The 22,267-nt window shown below is 45.1% G+C and carries 17 protein-coding genes and 1 pseudogene; 6 read left to right on the top strand and 12 right to left on the bottom strand.

All coding sequences use genetic code 11. The features are described from left to right. Positions 1–57 precede the first annotated feature (57 nt). From AB6D06_RS07590 to AB6D06_RS07540, 11 genes are all read right to left on the bottom strand, one after another. A complete protein-coding gene (locus AB6D06_RS07590) occupies positions 58–1,470 on the bottom strand; it encodes an NUDIX domain-containing protein (RefSeq protein WP_029235162.1) in 1,413 nt (470 codons plus the stop codon). Between the two features lie 86 nt (positions 1,471–1,556). Next, positions 1,557–2,036, bottom strand: a complete 480-nt coding sequence (locus AB6D06_RS07585) for a GNAT family N-acetyltransferase (RefSeq protein WP_009846623.1) — start codon at positions 2,034–2,036, stop codon at positions 1,557–1,559. Between the two features lie 215 nt (positions 2,037–2,251). After that, a complete protein-coding gene (locus tag AB6D06_RS07580) occupies positions 2,252–2,653 on the bottom strand; it encodes a glycine zipper domain-containing protein (protein WP_372110090.1) in 402 nt (133 codons plus the stop codon). 237 nt (positions 2,654–2,890) lie between these two features. Then, complete coding sequence (locus AB6D06_RS07575) at positions 2,891–3,337, bottom strand: hypothetical protein (protein ID WP_050654087.1); 447 nt, start codon at positions 3,335–3,337, stop codon at positions 2,891–2,893. Positions 3,338–3,483: 146 nt separating this feature from the next. After that, on the bottom strand, positions 3,484–5,388 hold the full coding sequence (locus AB6D06_RS07570) for a propionyl-CoA synthetase (protein ID WP_371713520.1): 1,905 nt from the start codon (positions 5,386–5,388) through the stop codon (positions 3,484–3,486). 118 nt (positions 5,389–5,506) lie between these two features. Then, positions 5,507–6,679 carry a 2-methylaconitate cis-trans isomerase PrpF gene (gene prpF, locus AB6D06_RS07565; RefSeq protein WP_372110089.1) on the bottom strand — a complete coding sequence of 391 codons (1,173 nt, stop codon included), beginning with the start codon at positions 6,677–6,679 and terminating at the stop codon, positions 5,507–5,509. 9 nt (positions 6,680–6,688) lie between these two features. Continuing rightward, positions 6,689–9,325: a Fe/S-dependent 2-methylisocitrate dehydratase AcnD gene (gene acnD / locus AB6D06_RS07560; protein WP_371713522.1), complete on the bottom strand. Its 2,637-nt coding sequence runs from the start codon at positions 9,323–9,325 to the stop codon at positions 6,689–6,691. A 101-nt stretch (positions 9,326–9,426) separates the two neighbouring features. After that, entirely contained in the window at positions 9,427–10,641 is a 1,215-nt protein-coding gene (gene prpC / locus AB6D06_RS07555; protein WP_102533678.1) for a 2-methylcitrate synthase, read from the bottom strand. Between the two features lie 146 nt (positions 10,642–10,787). Next, positions 10,788–11,684 (bottom strand): methylisocitrate lyase, encoded by an 897-nt coding sequence (gene prpB / locus AB6D06_RS07550; protein WP_065682186.1) that lies wholly within the window; start codon positions 11,682–11,684, stop codon positions 10,788–10,790. Between the two features lie 100 nt (positions 11,685–11,784). Further along, positions 11,785–12,504 carry a GntR family transcriptional regulator gene (locus tag AB6D06_RS07545; RefSeq protein WP_017071741.1) on the bottom strand — a complete coding sequence of 240 codons (720 nt, stop codon included), beginning with the start codon at positions 12,502–12,504 and terminating at the stop codon, positions 11,785–11,787. A gap of 390 nt (positions 12,505–12,894) precedes the next feature. Then, entirely contained in the window at positions 12,895–16,068 is a 3,174-nt protein-coding gene (locus AB6D06_RS07540) for an HD domain-containing phosphohydrolase (RefSeq protein WP_372099283.1), read from the bottom strand. Between the two features lie 497 nt (positions 16,069–16,565). Between AB6D06_RS07540 and AB6D06_RS07535 the strand changes: the two genes are divergently transcribed. From AB6D06_RS07535 to AB6D06_RS07515, 5 genes are all read left to right on the top strand, one after another. Further along, positions 16,566–17,537 carry a tripartite tricarboxylate transporter substrate binding protein gene (locus AB6D06_RS07535; RefSeq protein WP_372099284.1) on the top strand — a complete coding sequence of 324 codons (972 nt, stop codon included), beginning with the start codon at positions 16,566–16,568 and terminating at the stop codon, positions 17,535–17,537. A gap of 245 nt (positions 17,538–17,782) precedes the next feature. Further along, on the top strand, positions 17,783–18,283 hold the full coding sequence (locus tag AB6D06_RS07530; protein WP_372099286.1) for a tripartite tricarboxylate transporter TctB family protein: 501 nt from the start codon (positions 17,783–17,785) through the stop codon (positions 18,281–18,283). 10 nt (positions 18,284–18,293) lie between these two features. Further along, the gene (locus tag AB6D06_RS07525) at positions 18,294–19,814 is read left to right on the top strand and encodes a tripartite tricarboxylate transporter permease (protein ID WP_372099287.1); all 1,521 of its coding nucleotides are present in this window, start codon (positions 18,294–18,296) and stop codon (positions 19,812–19,814) included. 192 nt (positions 19,815–20,006) lie between these two features. Continuing rightward, positions 20,007–20,765 carry a sulfite exporter TauE/SafE family protein gene (locus tag AB6D06_RS07520; RefSeq protein WP_102333369.1) on the top strand — a complete coding sequence of 253 codons (759 nt, stop codon included), beginning with the start codon at positions 20,007–20,009 and terminating at the stop codon, positions 20,763–20,765. A gap of 226 nt (positions 20,766–20,991) precedes the next feature. Further along, positions 20,992–21,183, top strand: coding sequence for a hypothetical protein (locus AB6D06_RS07515; protein ID WP_102333370.1), 192 nt, complete (start codon positions 20,992–20,994; stop codon positions 21,181–21,183). A 132-nt stretch (positions 21,184–21,315) separates the two neighbouring features. Here AB6D06_RS07515 and AB6D06_RS07510 read toward each other — a convergent pair whose 3' ends face one another. Further along, positions 21,316–21,729 carry a VF530 family DNA-binding protein gene (locus AB6D06_RS07510; protein ID WP_010438513.1) on the bottom strand — a complete coding sequence of 138 codons (414 nt, stop codon included), beginning with the start codon at positions 21,727–21,729 and terminating at the stop codon, positions 21,316–21,318. A 239-nt stretch (positions 21,730–21,968) separates the two neighbouring features. Here AB6D06_RS07510 and AB6D06_RS07505 point away from each other — a divergent pair. Then, positions 21,969–22,175: pseudogene (locus tag AB6D06_RS07505) on the top strand (metal-dependent phosphohydrolase); the annotation flags it as partial. Between the last annotated feature and the right edge of the window lie 92 nt (positions 22,176–22,267).

Here is a 22,267-nt window from a genome sequence, read left to right as displayed (position 1 = left end):
GAAATGACAAAGGCTGTGCACTGCACAGCCTTTTTGATTTTGTGTTAGTCGAGTCGCTTACTCTCTTTTCCATGGCAGACGAAATGCCACCACACCAAACAGAATCAAGATTGGGAAACGTAACGTTTCAACAATAAATGAAGCAATACCGCTGAAAGAGACAAAGCTTCCAGCCCAGCTAATCAGCAGATTTCCCGCTAACAACATCGCCATCACTCCAAGAACGATCTTGAATGAGAACTGCCCAACCAAAGGTTTCGAGTCTGTTAACGTCACTAGGCATGCAATCGTCATCAAAATCGCCACCCAGAATGAAAATGTTGGCAGTGGCCATATCACCGTCAGAACAATCGACAGTAAGCACAATGCCCACCAAACACCTTTAGAACTCAATAAGGCGCTAATATCAACATCCGGTTTCGCGTCTAATCTCACGATATGCCACGTCGTTAAAGCGCCTAATACGCCACCCATTAATACATCACTAAAAAACGCACTACCTGAATAAGACTTAAATAGCATGATCCACAGCAGGCCAGCGAGCACTACCAGAATGGCTTTTTGCTCCAAGAGGCGCTTTAGTTTCCAAAAGACTAACAAGGTTAAACTGACCCACAAGGCAGCCAACAGACTTGGAAAACTATACCCACTGCTCATCACCAGTTTCAATGTTGGCAAGTAAGCGTGTGGACGTGGAAAACCAAAACCTTGGTGCGCGATTAAAGTAAGTAGTGTCACCGAGATCAAAGTGAAGCCAAACTTCAACGCGAAGTTACGGCCAAAGTACCAAGCAATTAACGGCAATATCACAATGAAGACCCATGGCTTGGCCAACAAGTCAGTCAAAAGCACAGTATTAGCAAATACGCTTGGCATCTTATCGAACGTGTTTTGAAGTGACACAATCCAATTTAATTCAACTTGATGGACTTTGGGTGCCGCGCCCACCAGCTCAGTCACATACGTCACCGGTTGATCTGTCGCAGATAAAAACAGCTCGTTAATCTCAGACCACTGTTCTGGGTAGCGGTATTGGTGATCTTGCAATTCAGTAGGAGGAAGTAACATCGCTCGGCTGACTTCCACGCCATAATGAGGAGCAAACCAAATCGGCAGCTCAAAGCCACCTAACTCATTTCGAGCCTTGTAACTGATCACTTCAGAGTCAGAAATACAATCAAACACGACGGCACTGTCGGTATAACCTAGCACATCACCGACCGTTACCGACAAACCAGCCTCTTCCCACGTTTCACGTTGCGCCGCGACGGCTGGCGGCTCACCTGAAACAACAGTGCCTCCCGGTAGAGACAATTGACCGGTGATCAACTCATCAACCAACACGATTTGGTTATCAGCACGTACTACACACAAGGCGCCCGCGATATGATCGGGCAAAGTGTCGTTTGCCCAAGCGGAAGTAGTACTCAAAAGAGACAGTATGAAAACTAATAAATATCGAATAACCAACGAGTTTACCTAAAAAATAATAGAAGAATATTGAAGACTGCTGTTGCAGTTGAACTATTGTAATCAAAGCCACACAAAATCGCTGTCTACGTTTTGTGCAAAGCCTTCCTCATCCATTGAATGTGAGGTGTGAACCCCATTTTTTGATAGAAGTCCTTGGCAGGCGAGTTAAAGTCCCAAACTTCTACAAAGACTTGTTCAACCCCATAATCATCAAAAGTACTTTCAACTTTGTTAAACAACTTTTCAGCAATCGATTCTTTTCGATAATCAGGCAAGACAAACAGTTCATCGACACTTCCCATCGGCACTGGTTTGCTGACCGTTGAGATAAGCTCACAAAAATGCCCAGAGATAAAGCCAACAATGAGCTCTCCTTTTAATGCCACATAAACCAAACATTCAGGGTCATCCAAGTATCGTGCAATGCTTTTTTCCTGCTCAATCTCTTCTGCCGTTTTAAAGTGCTCTGGGCTAGCAAGGTGGTGGTGATGGTGGAGATCGAACATTAACTCGTTAAGTTGTTCTAAATCCGCGTGCTTTGCGGCCCTTAAGGTGACATTCATGACTATTGCGCTTCTCAAACCAAATTAATATCTAAACTGAGTCTAGTTTACTTGGCGTGAGTATCTATACAAGTTATTGAATTAATTCATTGTTTGAAGTGTGTATTTTAGATACAAAAACGGCCACATTACGTGGCCATTCTGTTTGAATGATTTTGAATTAAACGAATATCGAAGCTATGGTTTTTGCTGTGGCTTTTGCTGTAGCTTCAGCTTTATGCACCGTTATCTTCTTTCTCTTCTTTGAGATCAGCAAGCTGTTGTTCCAGTTCAATAAGCTTAATTTCCGCCTCTACTTCCGCAACTCGCTTTTCTGCATCAGTGCGATTGTCTTGCGCTAGACCATCAGCAGTAACTTGGGTTCGTTGTGCGTTTCTTGCATCGTCCGTATCTTTCATTGAACCCGCAACACCACCGGTCACACCACCTAATGCAGCGCCCTTCACGGCTAAACTCGCATCTCCAGTTAGAGCGCCTGCTGTTGCTCCTAGTAAAGCACCACCTACAGCACCACGATTACGTGCAGCATTCTCATTTTCGTTATCCATTGCTGGTGATGCGCAACCAGAAAGAGTCACAATCAGTGTCGCTAAAATAAAAGGTTTAGTGAATTTCATAGGAGTCTCGCTTAGTTCTTCGTTTGGAGTAGAGCCATCTTAAGCAGAACCGTTAATGAGATAAATAAAGCCACGTTTAGACGATACATCATGTTCAGCTATGTATTATTCAGCCATCACATAACTGATTAATGATATATAGCTTTGAGCTCGCTTTATCCTCACCAACAAAAAGGCGACCAATAAGGTCGCCTCAATCGCGCTTTCTCAATAAATTTTGTCTTTCACATGTCGCTCTTAGCCTTTGGACCAAAAGTTTTGCATGTTTTCTGCGCTAGGTGGTGGCCTAACACCGCAATCTCGATAATGATTTTTATCGCCGATCCCCAGTATCTTGCCATTTTCGTCATCAATCATAGCGGCAACTTTAACACCGTCTCCCACATGACGAGTTAGCACTACAATTTCACCGGCTCTTTCAGATCTTACTGCGCCTAGGATTTGATATTCGTAGCGGCCTTTCCTTGAATTAACAATCATCTTCGAGTTAATAGGGTCGGCTTCATATCCCACACCAATATCAAAAACCGCTTGATAGAGATCGACGCCAGTCTTGGATACACATTTAAATACCTTAGGATGACTCAAAGGCTCTAACAACACTCTACTCGCTTCATCCTTTGAAATACTGGCACTAGCAGCACCACTGACCAATAAAGCAATCAACAAAAAGTAAGCTCGCATAAAAAGACCTCAATATGTGGGAATCATAATGAGGTCATAGTAAACGCAATGGATAAGCGGATGAATAAACTGGCGTTTAGGTAAACCATCACGCTGGCTTATGTATAAATCAACAAGCCGAAGGGAGATTACCTAAACTGCGACTTCTATTTGCCGAGCTTTTCAGCAATTTCAGTTAAGCTGGTAGGATCGTCAATCGTCGAAGGCACCACATATTGCTCGCCTTCTGCGATTTGTCGGATGGTTCTGCGTAAGATCTTGCCTGAGCGGGTCTTAGGTAGTCTCTCAACAACCAAGGCTTGCTTAAAACAGGCTACAGCGCCGATCTCATTACGAACCTTACCTACAAGTTCAGCTTGTAACTCTGTGCCATCCACTTTTACGCCATCTTTCAACACAACTAAACCAAGAGGTAGCTGCCCTTTTAAGTCATCGTGAATCCCGACTACCGCGCATTCTGCAATGGCTGGGTGACCACCCACGATCTCTTCCATTTCTCCTGTCGACAGGCGATGCCCCGCTACGTTTATCACATCATCAATACGGCCCATGATAAATAGATACCCATCTTCATCGAGATAGCCGCCATCACCCGAAACGTAATAGCCTGGGAATTGGCTCAGATAGCCAGATTCAAATCGATCATGATTACGCCAAACCGTTGGCAGACAACCGGGTGGTAACGGGCGTTTAAGAGCCACAAAACCTTGTTGATTAGGCTGAGCGACTTCACCGAGTTCATTGAGAATCTCCACTTGGTAACCCGGAACAGGTTTAGTGGAGGAACCCGCTTTCACTGGTAAAGGTTCTAACCCTGTTGGATTTGCAGAAATGGCCCAACCCGTTTCTGTTTGCCACCAATGATCGATAACCGGCTTATCGGTATGAGATTCAACCCAATCCAATGTTGGTGGGTCTAAACGCTCGCCAGCCATGAAAATCGACTTGAGTGATGATAAGTCATACTTGGTCAGTAACTCGCCTTCAGGATCTTCTTTCTTAATGGCTCTAAATGCCGTTGGAGCAGAAAACAATACATCGACGTTGTATTCTTCACACACACGCCAGAATGCGCCGGGATCTGGCGTTCGTACTGGTTTGCCTTCAAACAAAATGGTCGTACAGCCATGAATCAATGGCGCATACACAATATAGGAATGCCCCACTACCCAGCCGACATCAGAAGCCGCCCAAAACACACCATCTTGCGGCATATCGTAGATAGTGCTCATCGAGTATTTCATCGCGACCGCGTGACCACCATTGTCACGAACCACACCTTTTGGCTTACCCGTCGTTCCTGATGTATACAAGATATATAGTGGGTCAGTTGCCAGAACAGGCACGCATACGTGAGGCAAAGCATCGTTAACCGCTTGTTGCCAAAGTACATCGCGTTCATTGTTCAATTCGGCTAGAGACTGCTCTCTTTGGAATACCACCACTTTCTCGGGTTTCCAGCGACTGTCCATGATCGCTCGATCAACCATCGGCTTATATGGCAGGACTTTGTTTATCTCAACACCACAAGATGCAGTAATCAACACCTTGGGCTCGGCATCCTCAATTCGAACGGCAAGCTCATGAGGAGCAAACCCACCAAACACCACCGAATGCACCGCACCGAGTCGAGCGCAAGCCAGCATGGCCATTGCCGCTTCAGGAATCATCGGCATATAGATCACCACACGATCACCTTTGGTCACGCCTTGCGTGGCTAACATACCAGCGACTTTAGCCACTTGGTTACGTAACTGGTTGTAAGTGTACGAGGATTGAGTTCCTGTAACTGGAGAGTCGTAAATCAGCGCGGTATTGTCACCTCGCCCATTTTCACAATGATAATCCAGCGCCAGCCAGCAGGTGTTCATCACCCCATCAGGAAACCAACGCTCAATACCGTTATCGTCAGTTTGTAATATCGTTTTTGGTGGTTCAAACCAATCTATCGCTTGTGCTTGTGTTTCCCAGAACGAATTGGGGTCTTCCCTAGCCCATTGATACTCGGTGATATAATCGGTTTTTCTGTTCATTCGATTCGTAGCAGACATAGTGCCTCCTCCATGATTTATCCATTAGTCCAAGCGCCTAGCTTTTGGCAGTGTCACTTGGGTGCACTCTTTTCTCAGCGTTGTGTTCGTGAACATTTGACCGTTCACGACAATCGCTTTACTTAGGAAAAGGCACACGAATGGCACCTTCCATGATCACTCGGGCACTACGACTCATAATCGCCCTCTCTATTTTCCACCCACTTTCGGTCTCTAGTGCTTTAGCACCTACCTTCAAGGTTCCTGACGGGTGTCCAAAGGTCACGAAATCACGACTTCCCTCACCGGCTGCCAAGTTCACTAAGGTGCCTGGTACACTTGCAGCTGAAGCAATGGCGACCGCAGCCGTACCCATCATGGCGTGATGAAGTTGCCCCATAGACAAAGCACGTACTAGAAGGTCGGTATCTTCGGCAGCAACCGATTTTCCACTGGAAGCTTGGTACGCTTGAGGCTTAGCAACAAACGTGACTTTAGGAGTGTGTTGGCGTGATTCAGCTTGTTCTAGGGAATCAATAAGTCCCATCGCAACCGCACCATGTGCTCGGATGGATTCAAACAGAGCCAAGGCTTTTGAATCACTGTTAATATCCGATTGAAGCTCTGTACCTTGGTAACCAACCGATTCAGCATCAACAAAAATGGTGGGTATCCCAGCATTAATGTATGTCGCTTTGATGCAACCCAGGTCTGGAACATCTAAAAAATCGACAACATTCCCTGTTGGGAACATAGAGCCACTCGCATCGGCTGGATCTAGGAAATCGACTTGGATCTCCGCGGCGGGGAAAGTCACACCATCGAGCTCAAAGTCACCCAACTCTTGGACTTCCCCATCAGCAATAGGTACATGAACAATAATGGTTTTATCTATGTTCACTTGCCATACTCGTACCTCGACCACACCGTTTTCTGGAATGCGACTCGAGTCGACGAGGCCACTATGAATAGCAAATGGGCCCACTGCAGCAGACAAATTGCCGCAGTTACCGCTCCAATCGACAAACGGCTTGTCAATTGCTACTTGACCGAATAGGTAATCAACATCGTGATCGGCTTTACTGCTTTTCGAAACAATAACGGTTTTACTGGTGCTGGATGTTGCGCCACCCATGCCATCGGTTTGTTTGCCATAAGGATCTGGACTACCAATCACGCGCAGAAGTAATGCGTCTCGTGCTTCTCCGGCGACTTGCGCAGCTTCAGGTAAGTCACTTAGGTTGAAGAAGACGCCTTTGCTTGTTCCGCCCCGCATGTAGGTAGCAGGTACTTTTATCTGTTTGATGTTCATAACCAGCTCCTACTGTGCGAGAAAGTCTTTAGCAAAACGCTGCAACACACCACCAGCGCTGTACACATTCACTTCATCTGCGGTATCTAAACGGCAAGTGACTGGTACATCGAGTTTTTGACCGGTCTTGCGAGTGATCACTAGAGCCAAATCGGAACCGGCTTCAATATCACCGTAAACATCGTAAAGCTCTGTTCCATCCAACTCTAAAGTGTTGCGATTTGTGCCCACTTTGAATTGCAAAGGCAGTACACCCATGCCAACCAAGTTGGTTCTGTGAATTCTTTCAAATCCTTCAGCCACAATCACTTCAACACCCGCTAAACGCACACCTTTTGCAGCCCAGTCACGTGATGAACCTTGTCCATAATCCGCACCCGCCACGACAATCAAAGGCTGTTTACGGTTCATGTAGGTTTCAATCGCTTCCCACATTCGCGTAACTTGACCTTCAGGTTCAACTCTTGCTAATGAACCTTGCACGACTTCTCCAGCGTCCTTCACCATTTCGTTAAACAGCTTAGGGTTGGCGAATGTTGCTCGTTGCGCGGTTAAGTGATCACCTCGATGGGTCGCGTAAGAGTTAAAATCCTCTTCCGGCACTTCCATTTTGGTGAGGTATTCCCCCGCAGCGCTCGAAGCGAGAATCGCATTTGAAGGGGATAAGTGATCTGTGGTGATGTTGTCACCCAGAATCGCTAAAGGTCTCATACCAGATAGGCTTCGTTCTCCCGCAAGAGCACCTTCCCAATAAGGTGGTCTGCGAATATAAGTACTTTGAGGTCGCCAGTCATAAAGCGGTTCAGTCGTCACCTGTTCCTCGTCTGGCTGGAACATTTTCACGTAGATTTGTTGGAATTGCTGAGGCTTAACATGTTCACCTACAACGGCATCGATCTCAGCATCACTTGGCCACAAATCACTTAAGTAGATTGGCTTTCCATTGTTGTCCGTACCTAAGCTATCTTTCTCAATATCAAAGCGTATTGTGCCCGCTAAGGCATAAGCAACAACCAATGGCGGTGACGCTAAAAACGCTTGTTTAGCATAAGGATGAATTCGACCATCGAAATTTCGGTTCCCTGACAAAACAGCGGTTGAATACAGGTCGCGGTCGATGATCTCTTGTTGGATTTTAGGATCTAACGCCCCGCTCATCCCGTTACATGTCGTACACGCATAACCGACGATACCGAAGCCTAGTTTTTCCAGTTCAGGCAACAAACCGGCGGACTCAAGATAAAGCTTGGCAACTTTTGAGCCTGGCGCGAATGACGTTTTTACCCATGGCTTACGAACTAATCCAAGCTGATTGGCCTTCTTCGCAACCAATGCTGCGGCGACGACATTTCTTGGGTTACTGGTATTGGTACAAGAAGTAATCGCCGCAATGATCACGGCACCATCTGGCATTTGTTCATCAGAATATTGTTCAGCGTGTTGCTCTTTCCAAGAAGCTTGGCTAATACCTTGCTGGGCAAGTTCGCGGGTAGGCAAACGGCGATGAGGATTCGAAGGTCCCGCAAGATTTCGCTCAACTTTAGACAAATCAAACTCAAGCACACGTTCGTATTGAGCAGAGTCTAGATCGTCAGCCCATAGCCCTGTTTTCTTGGCGTAGCGTTCGACTAGTTCAACCTGCTCAGGCTCTCGACCAGTGAGTTTCAGGTATTGAATGGTCTGTTCATCGATGTAGAACATACCCGCTGTCGCACCATATTCTGGTGTCATGTTAGATATTGTTGCCCGGTCACCAATGGTCAGTGCACGTGCGCCTTCGCCAAAGAATTCCAAGTAGCTTGAGACAACCCTTTCATTGCGAAGAAACTCTGTAATCGCAAGCACGATATCCGTTGCGGTTATCCCTTCTTGTCTTTGACCCGTTAACTTCACGCCCACGATGTCCGGTAAGCGCATCATCGACGGACGACCTAGCATCACCGTCTCGGCTTCCAAGCCACCTACACCGATAGCGATAACGCCCAAAGCATCAACGTGAGGAGTATGGCTATCGGTCCCGACACAAGTATCAGGAAACGCGATGCCTTCTTTAGATTGAATAACTGGAGACATTTTCTCCAAGTTAATCTGGTGCATGATCCCGTTACCCGCTGGGATCACACTCACGTTTTTAAACGCGGTTTTACACCATTCAATAAAATGAAAACGGTCTTCGTTTCTGCGCTCTTCAATCGCGCGGTTTTTATCAAATGCTTCGTTATCAAACCCGGCATGTTCCACTGCCAAAGAGTGATCAACAATCAGTTGAGTTTCGACCACTGGGTTCACCTTGGCAGGGTCTCCGCCTTGGTCGGCAATCGCATCGCGTAAGCCAGCTAAATCAACTAAAGCGGTCTGACCTAGAATGTCATGACACACCACGCGCGCAGGATACCAAGGAAAATCTAAGTCGCTCTTGCGTTCAATGATCTGTTTTAAGCTGTCTTCAAGGGTTTCAGGATCACAGCGTCTTACTAATTGCTCTGCCAATACTCTCGACGTATAAGGCAAGGTTTTATAACTGCCCGGAGATATCGCTTCTACCGCTTCGCAAGCATCGAAATACTCTAAATGAGTTCCGGGTAAAAGTTTTCGGTACTGATTTTTATCAAGGTACTGAGCTTGTTCAAGTTTCACATCAGACATACATCCACCATTATCTGTTAAATTCTATTCGTTGGTTCTTGAGGCCTTATCGTATGAAGACGGAAGTAACCTCAAGACATAAGTCGGCTCGTTATAGAGGGCTAACGTAGATGAATAGGTAGCCAGTCTTGATGCTCTGGCCCGGTGTAGTCTGCACTTGGACGAATGATGCGATTGTTTTCTCTTTGTTCGAACACGTGTGCTGTCCAACCCGTAAGGCGGCTCATCACAAAGATCGGAGTAAACAATTTGGTTGGGATGTCCATGAAGTGATAAGCCGATGCATGGAAGAAGTCAGCATTACAGAACAAGCCTTTCTCGCGCTTCATTACCGCTTCAACACGTTCTGAAACGGCGTAAAGCTGTTCATCTCCCACCTCTTGAGCTAACTCTTTTGACCAACGCTTGATTAGCGCATTTCGGGGGTCGCTCTCACGGTAAATGGCATGACCGAAGCCCATGATTTTGTCTTTGTTAGCAAGCATCTGCATGATGTTAGTTTCTGCTTCATCAGCGGTTTGCCAATCTTGGACCATTTCCATCGCGGCTTCATTCGCACCGCCATGTAAAGGACCTCTCAACGTACCAATCGCTGCGGTGACACAAGAGTGGATATCTGACAACGTTGATGCACACACACGAGCCGCAAAAGTAGAGGCATTAAACTCATGTTCCGCGTAAAGAGTTAGCGAGCAGTGCATCACCTTCTTATGAAGTTCACTAGGCGCTTTATCCGTTAGCATTTTCAAGAAGTAGCCACCCAGACAGGCTTCGCTTTGATCTTCAGTATCAATTCGCACGCCATCATGACTAAAGCGGTACCAATAACAAATAATGGCAGGGAAAAGCGCGAGCATTCGTTCAGTCGCAGGCAGTTGCTCGGAGAAGTCAGACTCTTGCTCTAGATTACCTAGCATTGAACAGCCCGTTCTCATCACATCCATTGGATGAGCGTCTGCTGGGATAAGCTCTAGTGCTGCTTTCAAAGGTTGAGGTAAGCCGCGCAGACCAACCAACAATATTTTGTAATCATCGAGCTCTTTTTCAGTGGGTAAGTGACCTCTTAGTAGCAGATGCGCCACTTCTTCGAACTGAGCATGATTAGCAAGGTCGGTTATGTCATAGCCACGGTAGGTCAAACCCGTTCCTGACTGGCCTACCGTACATAGCGCCGTAGTTCCCGCACTTTGGCCACGTAGACCAGCACCACCTATTGCAGGTGCGCTTACTGGTGTACTTGCTGTTTTTGCGCTTTGTTGTTGGTTTTCTGTTGAAGCCTTATCGACAGCTGCTTTATCACTCAAAGATACAGACATGGTGAACTCCTTTTCTGTGTTAGCCGCCTGCACTCTTTGGTGCTGCCTGTTTATGTGTCCGATGATCTTTATCATCGGTACTGGATATGGCGACTAACCATTTCACGTTATTGGATTAAGTTGATTTTTGATTAATTGAAACTGGTTTACCCTTCACTTGAAAACAACTGATCAAGCTTGTTCTCGTAGTCGTGGTAATTAAGGTGTTCGTAAAGCTCTTTACGGGTTTGCATTGAATCCAACAGAGCTTCCTGATTGCCTTCAACTAACAAGTGCTTGTAAACATTCTCAGCCGCTTTATTCATCGCACGGAACGCACTCAATGGGTAAAGCACCATGTCGACACTCGATTGCGCTAACTCATTACAGTTGTAAAGTGGCGTTTGCCCGAATTCAGTTATGTTCGCGAGAATAGGCACATGCTTACCCGTTGCTGATTTCAAAGCTGCCGAGAACTTCACGTATTGGTCGAGTTGATTCATCGCCTCAGGGAAGATCATGTCTGCGCCCGCTTCAACACAAGCTATCGCTCGCTCAATTGCGCTATCAATGCCTTCAACCGCCAATGCATCCGTACGCGCCATAATCACAAAGCTGTCATCGGTTCTAGCATCGGTTGCCGCTTTGACTCTATCGACCATCTCTTGCTGACTTACAATCGCTTTATTTGGTCGATGACCACAGCGTTTCTGGGCCACTTGGTCTTCCATATGGATTGCTGCTGCGCCTGCCTTCTCCATAGCACGAATGGTACGTGCAATATTGAATGCGCCACCAAATCCCGTATCGATATCCACCAGCAATGGCAGATCACACGCGTTGGTAATACGTTCAACATCCACCAACACATCGTTCAATGTCGTAATACCTAAATCAGGCAAACCATAAGACGCATTGGCGATACCTCCACCCGACAAATAGATCGCCTGATGCCCTAAGTTCTTTGCCATCATCGCGCAATACGGATTCACCGTACCGACGATCTGCAATGGCTCGTTGTCTTGCACAGCTTGTCGGAACTTAGCTCCTGCTGATAACTTCATAATGACGCTCCCTGTTAATTGTTTATTTCTAGCTAATCTTTAAGACTTACGGCTTTTGATTATCGCCAGCACTGATCTGCTGACAGGTTCCAATGGTCGCTTAATCAAGATCTTTGGATTGAATTTGTTGTTCTATAAGCAATCGACTACCCGAGATGTGTCGTCGCATTAGCATTTCTGCTAGCTCTTCATCACGATTACGAATCGCTTGTAGGATGTATTTGTGTTCATCGAGCGCCTCTTTTGGTCGAGACTGAGCCCTAGGCGATTGATAGCGATACATGCGTAATAGGTGATAAAGCTCATCACACAGCAGCGAAATGAGTTTGCTGTTACGACTCGCTTTGATAATGCGGTAATGGAAATCAAAATCCCCATGTTGATGAAAGTAAGAAGAACCTTCGACTTCATCGATGTGCTTTGAGTGTGTCGACAATAAGCCTTCAAGCCCGATAAGCTCTTCTTGTGTAATATGTCGCGCTGCTAAGCGAGCCGCCATGCCTTCCAATGCCTCTCGCACCGCGTAAAGCTCTAGCAGTTTGTCTGCAGAAAAAGTAATAACTCGCGCACCAACATGTGGAATACGTTCTATCAGGCCAAGTCCTTCCACACGCATTATCGCTTCACGTAATGGACCTCGACTTACCTCGAAGCGTTTAGCCAGTTCAGGCTCCGAGATCTTACTGCCCGGTGCTAATTCACCGTTAACAATCGCCTCAACGAGGTACTCAGTCAGATTTTCCGACTTGGTGTTTTCTTTGTCGCTCACACGTGTTTTCGTGTTTGCACTTAAGGTGAGATCTTTTATCGCAGTATTCATATTCACGCTGCTCACTTCTGATTGCCGACCCTAACTGTCAACAATTTCATAACATGAACATAAAATACACGATCAAATTGTCGACAATCAAGTAGATTGTCGACAATTTAGACTAAGGTAGTACTTTCTATAGGCGATAAAAACTTACTTAAAAGGACACTAAAAACAATTCAACCACTTGTTATTTATCGATTTAAGCAAAGAAAGAGCCGCTAAACCCTTCCCTACCCTGAAATCACTCGAAACCAATGTGTCGACAACTTATAGACAGACTTGACAAACGCAGAGCACTTTGTGTCGATCTACCTGTTCACCGATAAACAGATATAAAAAAGGCGCACTCATGTGCGCCTTTCATTCATAGACCCCGTTCTAACAAGCCACCTTTACTCAAGCAATCTGACGAGTAACATCTAGGTATTTGCTGATATCAACGAAATCAATTTGTTCCGGCTTCAGATACTCTTCTGCATAACGCAGGTGAGTGCCGCTGGTTAAGAACAATCTAAACAGTTCGATATCGAGATGCTCGTCCAATGCCATTTTATACATGATGTCGACAGCAACACTGATTGGCTTAGCCTTCTTATAAGGCCTATCTGCAGCGGTTAATGCCTCAAAAATATCAGAGATCACCAGAATACGTTCTGGGATTGAGAGGTCATCACCAGTCAGCTTCCTTGGATACCCTGTACCTTTAAGTGTTTCATGGTGAGTTGAAGCGTAGCGAGGAACACGACTTAGCTCTTTCGGGAATGGCAGGTTCTCAAGCATCTTAATCGTGCCAAGCATGTGCTCGTTTATCTTAAATCTATCTTCAGCAGTCAATGTACCGCGTGCAATACTCAGATTGTAGACTTCGCCTAGGTTGTATAAGTGCTCAGGCACATCCATTTTAATTTGATGTTTCGGGTCAAATTCTAACGGCCTATCTCTTTTCACTATGTGCTCTGGCTTATCACTCAAAAGTGGTTCTGTGGCTGGTAAACTTGAACTCGGCTCTCGATTCATTGCCTCTATCGGTGATAGACCAAGTTGATCATCAAAGTGACGCGTCCAGGTCGTCTCAGCTATCGAGCGAATACGAGTGACTTTGTCATCACTCATGAACTCACCACCAACGTTCGACGTAGCGATAAAGGCAAAGTCATCTTGTAGCTGCTGCTTCGTTGCCGTAAGTTCATCGGCTATCAGTTGCGTTGATAGCGAACCATCAAGTTGTTTTCTCAAAGCGGTGATTTCCGCATCACGCCAAAGTACTTCAAATCGAGTTCTCACCTCGTGGATTCGGTTGTAGTTCGCTTCTAACTTCGTACCTTTATCGACGATGTGTTCTGGTGTCGTGATCTTGCCACAATCATGAAGCCAAGCCGCAATTCTAAACTCACGGCGTTCGTCATCATTTTTAAACTCAAAGTCTTTGAAGTGCTCAGACTGCGATTGTTCCGCCGCGTCAGCCAGCATCAAGCCGAGTTCTGGTACACGATTACAATGCCCTGCCGTATAAGCGGACTTATCATCGATCGCTTGAGCGATGAGCTTGATAAACGACTCAACAAACGCCTCTTGCATCTGTTCATGTCGTTTAATCTCCATAGCCATATCTTTTACAGCAACAGATAATTCCCACACTTCTTTGATTCGAGTATCAAGAATTGTCACGTTGTCATAATCACGCAGCTTAACCTTATGAGTCTCTTCCTCTAATTGGCGAATTGGATGCACTATCGGCGCACCAAAAACCCAAGCAATAGGCAACGTCAAACTCATCAGTAACACCGTTACACCAACAGAGGTTGCTAGACGTTTATTGACTGTACTGAAGACTTCAGATTCGGGAATCAATACCGCAAAATACTCAGAGTAGTGTTCGCCCGTGTCTATTTTCTTTAAATAGAGATGCTTGATCTCGCCATTCAACTCTACCCTTACCATACTGCCTTCAACCGTTGCTTCCTTAGTCAAATCATAAAGTTCAGTATAAGGAACCGTCGTATTCGTATTAAAGCCGGTATCATGCAGCCACTTTTTCGCTAAGGCATCAAGTTGTTCACCACTTAACTTACTGATAGCTTGATCAATGATTGGGAGCAATTGTTTATGCTTGCTCTGCAGCACCAAATGGAATTGGTTTGAGTAGTTCTGTTTTAGATCTTCTAGAGTCCCATTGACAACAAGGCCTGGCTGGAAAAACCTATCTAATGCAAACGAGAGTACGGGTTCTGCTTCTAAGAAAGCAAAGTTCTCTTCGCTTTCAATTGAATTAAATGCAGACTCTAGGTTTTCAAATTCAACTAAATCAATGTTCGGAAAATCCTCTCTCAACTTAGGAATAATTGACCACCCAGATAAAATGGCAACTTTTTTACCCTCAAGCTCGGCATAATTAGTGACAACCTTCGCGCCGACCCTTGTCACGATAGAAAATGGCAATTCATAAATTGGAGTCGTGTATAGGCCATCTATGCCATTATTTTTATAATGTTGAACCGATTGCAGGCCATCAATACTTCCTTCTTGAAACTTACTGACAAGCTCGCCCCAAGAGAAACCATTAACAAATTCAAACCTGATCCCTGTCATCTCACCAATCATTTTAAGAAGGTCTATCGCATAGCCGTTTGGTTTTCCCGCCACTGAAAAGTCCATCGGCCCCCAATCATTTTGATTAGACACTAACAGCGGAGGGGTATCGTTAATCAAGGCTTGCTGCTCAGACGATAGCATCAATGTTGATACATCAAACTCCGATTCCTGATTGTTAACCTTGAGGTTAGACGCAATAATATTACCCGATTTCGAATATAAGAAAGACTCAACCTTACTGTCTTCTGCTAAGCCAAGCGCCGTACCTGATAGTTTGCTAGCTAAAGAAGACAACACAATATCAATACCAATCACATGTTGAACTTCAGATTCGATTTTCGAATCAAACGCTAAAGAATAAGTTTGTCCGGTAATTTGTAAATGCTGGAAAAGATATGGCTGAGTTTTTTCGACCGACTGAACATTGGCAGAAACATACCAAGGCCTGGTTGTTGGAAGGTAGTTGCTCTGCTCCGTAGTTGAGTTTCTTAGCGTAAACTCTTGGTCAAAATATTTCGTCGTACGGACGCGCTCCTCCCCTATATTATGAATCTCAACCACAACCCAACGGTCTTTTTGTTGTGCACCGATTTTTTCTCTAACGACAGGGGCAGATTCTAGATTAATAATTTGGAAGAAGTTTTCATTAGACGAGCCAATGTAAATACTATAAAAGAGAGGGTTATCTTTAATTGCTTCTGAAAGAATAGTACGCGACTCTTCTTTCGATATTTTGTTACTTATAGAACGTTTCACTGAAGAAAGTAAACGCGCGGTATTGGCTGCGTCAGAATCAACCGCGCCGATATAGTTACTCAGCTCTTGGGACACCATCGTCAACTTTGATAGGGTATTCTCAGTCGCCATTTTTTTACTGAAGTAATATTGCAGTGAAACCGCAACAACAGCGGTAAGAAATGTCGCGAGTAAAAACATTCCTCCAACAGTAAATCGTAACGAAATTTTTTTTAATGCCATTATTTCATCCTTGAATAATCGCCAACTCCAAAGTTAACAGCCTAGCGCAATCAATACCGCTTAAGTTGCATATCAACTATAGTAACTCTATTCCACATCTAAAATCTAACACCTCTATACACCTGACTCTTTTGCAGAAATAGTTATCGTAGTCACATCTAACAATATAGACCAACAACCAATGCACTCGAGTAGAAAACGCTAGTTAAATCCAACCTTTGTCAATGAATTCAATCATTCTGAGACAATAACTACGATTTTAGAATCCAGATATCATTCAACAGTAAATGGACAAAAACACGTTACCGTGAACTTTATGAACAATATTAATCCAATGTTCTTTATTCTCAATATCGCCGCATTACAGACATTTCATTAACACACCGTTAACTTTAGCTTCATCTGCTAAGCAATATCCTACTCATCTGTTTAGTAGCTGGAAATAAAACATAAGTTTCTCTCCATTGAAGAGATCCCCTACATAAGGAACGTGAACCATGTTCAAGGCACTGAAACCTACTCTTGCGGCTTCTATCATCGCAGCAACCTTTTCTTTCAACACTTTTGCTGCTGACGTAGAAAAAATCCACTTCCTAATCCCTGGCGGCGCTGGTGGTGGTTGGGATATGACAGCTCGTGGTACGGGTGATGTATTGGTGAAATCAGACATCGTAGAAAATGTCTCTTTCCAAAACCTGTCTGGTGGCGGTGGCGGTAAAGCGATTGCTCACCTAATCGAAACAGCACAACGCCAAGAAGACACGCTAATGGTGAACTCAACGCCTATCGTTGTTCGTTCACTAACAGGTATCTTCCCTCAATCTTTCCGTGACCTAACTCCGGTAGCAGCAACCATTGCCGATTACGGCGCAATCGTCGCTCCTGCGGATTCTAAGTACGACACTTGGGAAGACGTCGTTAAAGAGTTCGAAACCAACCCACGTAAAGTGAAGATTGCTGGCGGTTCAGCTCGTGGCAGCATGGACCACCTTGTAGTAGCGGCAGCGTTCAAAGGCGAAGGTTTTGATGCGAAGAAAGTACGTTACATTGCCTACGATGCTGGCGGTAAAGCGATGGCGGCACTGCTTTCTGGCGAAACACAGCTGCTTTCAACGGGCCTTGGTGAAGTACTAGAGATGTCTAAGTCTGGCCAAGTAAAAGTGCTTGCTGTGACGGCTCCAAAGCGTCTTGACGCTGCGCCTAACATCCCAACACTGACTGAATACGGCAACGAGACAGTATTTGCTAACTGGCGTGGTTTCTTTGCGGCACCGGGTATAAGCCAAGCAAAAATCGACGAGTGGAATGTAGCGCTTGGCAAAATGTACAAAACCGATGAGTGGCAAGTGGTTCGTGACCGTAACGGTTGGATCGACAACTACAAAGCTGACAAAGATTTTTACGCCTTCCTAGAAGATCAAGAAAAACAGATGGGCGACCTAATGCGAGAGCTTGGTTTCTTGAAATAACCAACAACCATAGAGGGCCTATGTGCCCTCTTACTCTTTCCTTGTTTCGCCGTGCATGAGTTAACTTCAAACTCCTTTGTTTATTCGTAGACGTATTACTAACGCTTGCCGATTCGTTGTAAACGCAAGTGGCTGATAAACCAGTACCGTAATTCGCTTACCTTTGGTTAGTGATCCCAGACATTTCATTGACTCGCTCATGTACGGCTTTTTTACTTTTTATACCACCCCAAATGGAGTTGGATATGTCGGACTTACCAACCAAATTTCTGAGTAAGGAATCTTTGCTTTCGAAGGATCGCATCGGAGCCATGCTCTTTATGCTTGCATGTTTATGCTATGGCTACCAAACCACGCTGATTCCTCTGTTCCCCGGTGACGAGTACGAACCCTTCACAGCAAGAACCTTACCTATCCTGCTAACGTTTATCGGCATTGGCCTTTCGTTGATCCTGCTAATAACAGGACAACCGGATAAGAAAGTCACATGTGACACAACACCGCTAAACTGGAAACTGCTGATTGGCTTCTTGGTGTTAATGGCACTGTACGGTGTTGGGCTGACTTATCTTGGCTTTGTTTTAGCAACCAGCTTCTTCTTACTTGCAGGCTTTTACCTGTTGGGTGAGCGCCGCAAAACTGTTTTATTTGGCGCGTCGTTTCCTTTCGTTATCGCGTTCTTTCTTTTATTAACTCAAGGCTTAGATATCTACCTAGAGCCTGGTTTAATCTTCACTCTTTGGTAGGGATAACATTATGTTAGACGGAATTTTACAAGGACTTTCTACCGCTGTGATGCCAATGAACATCATGATGGTAATTGTGGGCTGTTTCGTGGGTACCTTCATCGGTATGCTACCGGGGTTAGGTCCAATTTCAGCAATCGCGTTGATGATCCCTATTACATACGGCCTAGACCCTTCTTCTGGCCTAATCTTGATGGCTGGTGTGTATTACGGCGCTGTATTTGGTGGCTCCACGTCATCCATCTTAATCAATGCTCCGGGTTGTTCTTCAACGGTAGTAACCGCGTTTGACGGCTACCCGATGGCTCAAAAAGGCCAAGCAGGTAAAGCACTTGCTCTCGCGGCTTACTCTTCTTTCACAGGCGGTACGCTTTCAGCAATCATGCTTTTGATTGCCGCACCGGCTCTAGCAAGCGTGTCACTGAGCTTCCAGTCTTCAGACTACTTTGCGTTGATGCTATTAGGTTTGTCCGCTGTAGCGGCGTTTGCAGGCCCAGGTCAGGTAATCAAAGCGTGGATGATGACTATTCTTGGTTTGATGCTATCAACTGTAGGTATCGACAAAGGTGTTGGCGTTGAACGGTTCACTTTTGGCCTTACGGATCTGATGGATGGCTTTAGCTTCCTATTATTAGCGATGGCAACATTCGCACTGGGTGAAACCTTGATGGGTATTCTAAAACCAGAGCAAGACACCAGCGCGGAAGAAAGCCAAAAGATGTCGGATATTGGTAGCATGAAGGTCACCAAAGAAGAGTTCAAAGAAGTGGCACCAGTTTCAATTCGATCTTCTATTCTCGGTTTCTTTACCGGTGTTCTACCGGGCGCGGGTGCCACTATTGCGGCATTCCTAAGTTACGGTATGGAGCGTAGCCTCGCGCCAAAAGACAAGCAGAAAGAGTTCGGTAAAGGCAGTATCCGTGGTCTTGTTGCTCCTGAATCAGCAAACAACGCCGCTTCAAGTGGTTCATTCGTTCCGCTACTAACGCTGGGTATTCCGGGCTCTGGTACAACTGCGATTATGCTTGGTGCATTGATTGCCTACGGTATTCAGCCTGGTCCTCGCTTGTTCGTTGAACACCCAGATGTATTTTGGTCAGTGATCATCTCTATGTACTTTGGCAACATCGTACTGGTTATCTTGAACCTGCCTTTAATCCCTTATATTTCTAAACTGCTAGCGGTACCTAGAACGGTTCTACTGCCAATGATTATCTTCTTCTCAATCACTGGCGTGTACTTGGTGTCATTCAACACGATGGACATATTTGTGATGCTACTGGTAGCGATGGCTGCGATAGCATTAAGGCTAGCCAACTTCCCATTGGCACCATTACTGTTAGGCTTCATATTGGGCGGCTTGATGGAAGAGAACTTAAGACGAGCATTGATGATCAGCGATGGTGAGTTGAACTTCTTATGGGAACGCCCTATTACGATGACCTTCACTATTCTGGCGGTATTGGTGCTGTCTAGCCCGATTCTAGTGAAACTATTTAAGAGTTTTAGAGCGAAGCCAGTAGAAGTGTAAAGCTTTATCGAATCAACTAAACCTCAACGAAAGGAGCCATTGGCTCCTTTTTTCATTTAAAGCCTCAATTAAAACCAGCGGTTAAAGATGGTAGCAAACTCACAAACCTATCTTTACAACACACATGGCGCTGATATTCATAACAAATTCAAGTAAGGTAACCAGTTAGTTAACGTATTGGATTCTAAAACTATGGATTGGTTGATTCTATTCTTATCAGGGGTGGTTGGCGGTGTGCTTAACTCCATTGCGGGTGGCGGCAGCTTCATCACTTTCCCTGCTTTGTTATTTGCTGGCGTTCCACCAATAGCAGCCAACGCGACCAACACCTTTGCTTCATGCGCTGGTTACATCAGTGGTGCTTACGCACTGCGCCACGAAATTCAATCTGGTACCAAACAACTCAAGCTCGTTGTTGGGCTATGCGTAATTGGCGGCGGCATTGGTGCATTTTTACTACTACACACGCCAGAAGCGCTATTTACCCAATCCGTACCTTGGTTATTACTGTTCGCCGCTCTGCTTTTTACCTTTGGTGGCACTCTCAACAAATGGCTAAAGAAAGTAACCGCTAAACATAAGCACGCCACCAGCGCAGGGGCGTTCTTTTCCGCTGTATTGCTTTTGATCGTGTGTGTTTATGGTGGTTATTTTAATGCAGGCTTAGGCATTGTGACATTGAGCTACTTGGCGCTGGCTGGTTACACCAACATCAACGTGATGAATGGCATCAAACTGCTCGTGTCCGCGTGTGCTTCCCTCGCAGCGATCGTATTTTTTATCGTCAATGGTTCGATTGATTGGCCGTCTGGCATGGCTGTATTATTGGGTACATTGGTTGGTGGTTATTATTCAGCAAAAATCTCTCGCCGCATCCCTCAACACTATGTTCGAACCACAGTGATCATCGCGAGCTTTTTGATCACCGCTTACTTTTTCTATGCTAATTAGACGTTCGGTTTAATAAGACTTGCAACTGAAAAGATAAAGCCAAAAGACTCCACCCTGCTCATACCGATTTGGCTATTTTATTACTTATAAAATAGCCAAGCCAAAATGTGTGAGACGAGTCCTTCAATTAGCAAATTTGATAACAATTTAGACTGTTTTTTAGCCTTTATTTTGCCAAAGGTAGGATAATTCTCCTGTCGAAAGTGAGACTTCATTAGGAGGCGTTATGAACACTAAACTCGGTCATGTCATGTCATCAAGTCGACTCATTTGCTTTGTCGCTTTTCTTGCTGTCACATTCGCGTGGATCTTAAAAATGCCCGCTCTGTTTTCTGTGTCAGCGCTATTCTTACTGGTCAGTGCGATCGTTTATGTCACCGATCTTTGGAAGAATCAAAGAAAGAACCGCGAAGCTTAGCCAATTACGGTTTAATCGAACGAATTAAAAAAGGAGCTCATAGGCTCCTTTTGTGTTTTTCGCTTATCTAATTAGCCGTGCTAATCGCCGACGCCTTATTTAGCGACGGTTCTTTCTAGCGACGCCTTCTTATTAACGACGGAAGTTACGACCGTTACCGCCGCGGCGCTCTTTAAATGCAGACGCAGCTTTAGCTTGAGAAGCGTGGATAGACTCAACCGTTAGTTCCATTGGCTCACGAGGCTCTAGCCCATGGCGGAATGTACGTGAACGCGGAGGCATCTGATATTCGATGTCCGATGCTTTAGGCATGCGCTTGAAACGGTAAAGGTAGAAGTTTTCAACCTTCTCACGAGCCCATTCGGTTTTCTTCAGGTATTTAACTGCGCTTGCCACTGTAGGCTTAGTGTTAAAGCAGTTCATACGCATTGCCGCATCTAAAATTTCCCAACCATAGTGATCCACTAATTCAGTGATCATGGTTTCAAGCTTTAAGCCGTGTAGCGGGTTATTTTGTTGCAGTTCGATTCTTTCTTCTTCAGTCATAACATTACCTTTTTCAAGGCAACTAAAGGCCTTGAATTTACTCTAGAACACCGTCATCACTGACCATTTCTAGCTCAATCACTTGGGCATTACATCCATTGCCCTTATTTATGCCTTTATGATGGCATAAAGCATACTCGTTATCCTATTTATCTTTGAAATTAATTTTAAAATGGTTATTTAACGTCCAGATCATCATTAACAACACTTTAGTTAAGCAATAGCGCATACGCTATTAACTGGCAGACGTATTCGATGCGTTAATGAGTAAAAGAGCCTATAAACACGCTTGGTCACTGAATGAGGTGATGGCCTATATAGAAGCAAACACTGGTTCAATGTTTGACCCAGAGTGGGTTGAAGCGCCTAAACAAAACCTAGACAGCTTTATGGCCATTCGAGATCAATACAACGACGATGTACAACCACATATCATGACCGCCTAAGCGATAATTAGTTGTGTGTTTGAAGTGACCATCTAAAAATACGCAAACCAACAAAAAAGGATGCCAGTTGGCATCCTTTTGTTTTCTAGTTT

The sequence above is a fragment of the Vibrio sp. 10N.239.311.G01 genome (genome assembly GCF_041465805.1).
Taxonomy (GTDB): Bacteria; Pseudomonadota; Gammaproteobacteria; order Enterobacterales; family Vibrionaceae; genus Vibrio; species Vibrio crassostreae_C.
This window is presented reverse-complemented; position numbering and strand designations above follow the sequence as displayed.

What these genes read in the sequence shown, in the direction of transcription:
- AB6D06_RS07585 (WP_009846623.1), bottom strand. Translation starts at nt 2,036, where the DNA reads ATGAATGTCACCTTAAGGGCCGCAAAGCACGCGGATTTAGAACAACTT.
- AB6D06_RS07580 (WP_372110090.1), bottom strand. Translation starts at nt 2,653, where the DNA reads ATGAAATTCACTAAACCTTTTATTTTAGCGACACTGATTGTGACTCTT.
- AB6D06_RS07575 (WP_050654087.1), bottom strand. Translation starts at nt 3,337, where the DNA reads ATGCGAGCTTACTTTTTGTTGATTGCTTTATTGGTCAGTGGTGCTGCT.
- AB6D06_RS07570 (WP_371713520.1), bottom strand. Translation starts at nt 5,388, where the DNA reads ATGTCTGCTACGAATCGAATGAACAGAAAAACCGATTATATCACCGAG.
- prpF (WP_372110089.1), bottom strand. Translation starts at nt 6,679, where the DNA reads ATGAACATCAAACAGATAAAAGTACCTGCTACCTACATGCGGGGCGGA.
- acnD (WP_371713522.1), bottom strand. Translation starts at nt 9,325, where the DNA reads ATGTCTGATGTGAAACTTGAACAAGCTCAGTACCTTGATAAAAATCAG.
- prpC (WP_102533678.1), bottom strand. Translation starts at nt 10,641, where the DNA reads ATGTCTGTATCTTTGAGTGATAAAGCAGCTGTCGATAAGGCTTCAACA.
- prpB (WP_065682186.1), bottom strand. Translation starts at nt 11,684, where the DNA reads ATGAAGTTATCAGCAGGAGCTAAGTTCCGACAAGCTGTGCAAGACAAC.
- AB6D06_RS07545 (WP_017071741.1), bottom strand. Translation starts at nt 12,504, where the DNA reads ATGAATACTGCGATAAAAGATCTCACCTTAAGTGCAAACACGAAAACA.
- AB6D06_RS07540 (WP_372099283.1), bottom strand. Translation starts at nt 16,068, where the DNA reads ATGGCATTAAAAAAAATTTCGTTACGATTTACTGTTGGAGGAATGTTT.
- AB6D06_RS07535 (WP_372099284.1), top strand. Translation starts at nt 16,566, where the DNA reads ATGTTCAAGGCACTGAAACCTACTCTTGCGGCTTCTATCATCGCAGCA.
- AB6D06_RS07530 (WP_372099286.1), top strand. Translation starts at nt 17,783, where the DNA reads ATGTCGGACTTACCAACCAAATTTCTGAGTAAGGAATCTTTGCTTTCG.
- AB6D06_RS07525 (WP_372099287.1), top strand. Translation starts at nt 18,294, where the DNA reads ATGTTAGACGGAATTTTACAAGGACTTTCTACCGCTGTGATGCCAATG.
- AB6D06_RS07520 (WP_102333369.1), top strand. Translation starts at nt 20,007, where the DNA reads ATGGATTGGTTGATTCTATTCTTATCAGGGGTGGTTGGCGGTGTGCTT.
- AB6D06_RS07515 (WP_102333370.1), top strand. Translation starts at nt 20,992, where the DNA reads ATGAACACTAAACTCGGTCATGTCATGTCATCAAGTCGACTCATTTGC.
- AB6D06_RS07510 (WP_010438513.1), bottom strand. Translation starts at nt 21,729, where the DNA reads ATGACTGAAGAAGAAAGAATCGAACTGCAACAAAATAACCCGCTACAC.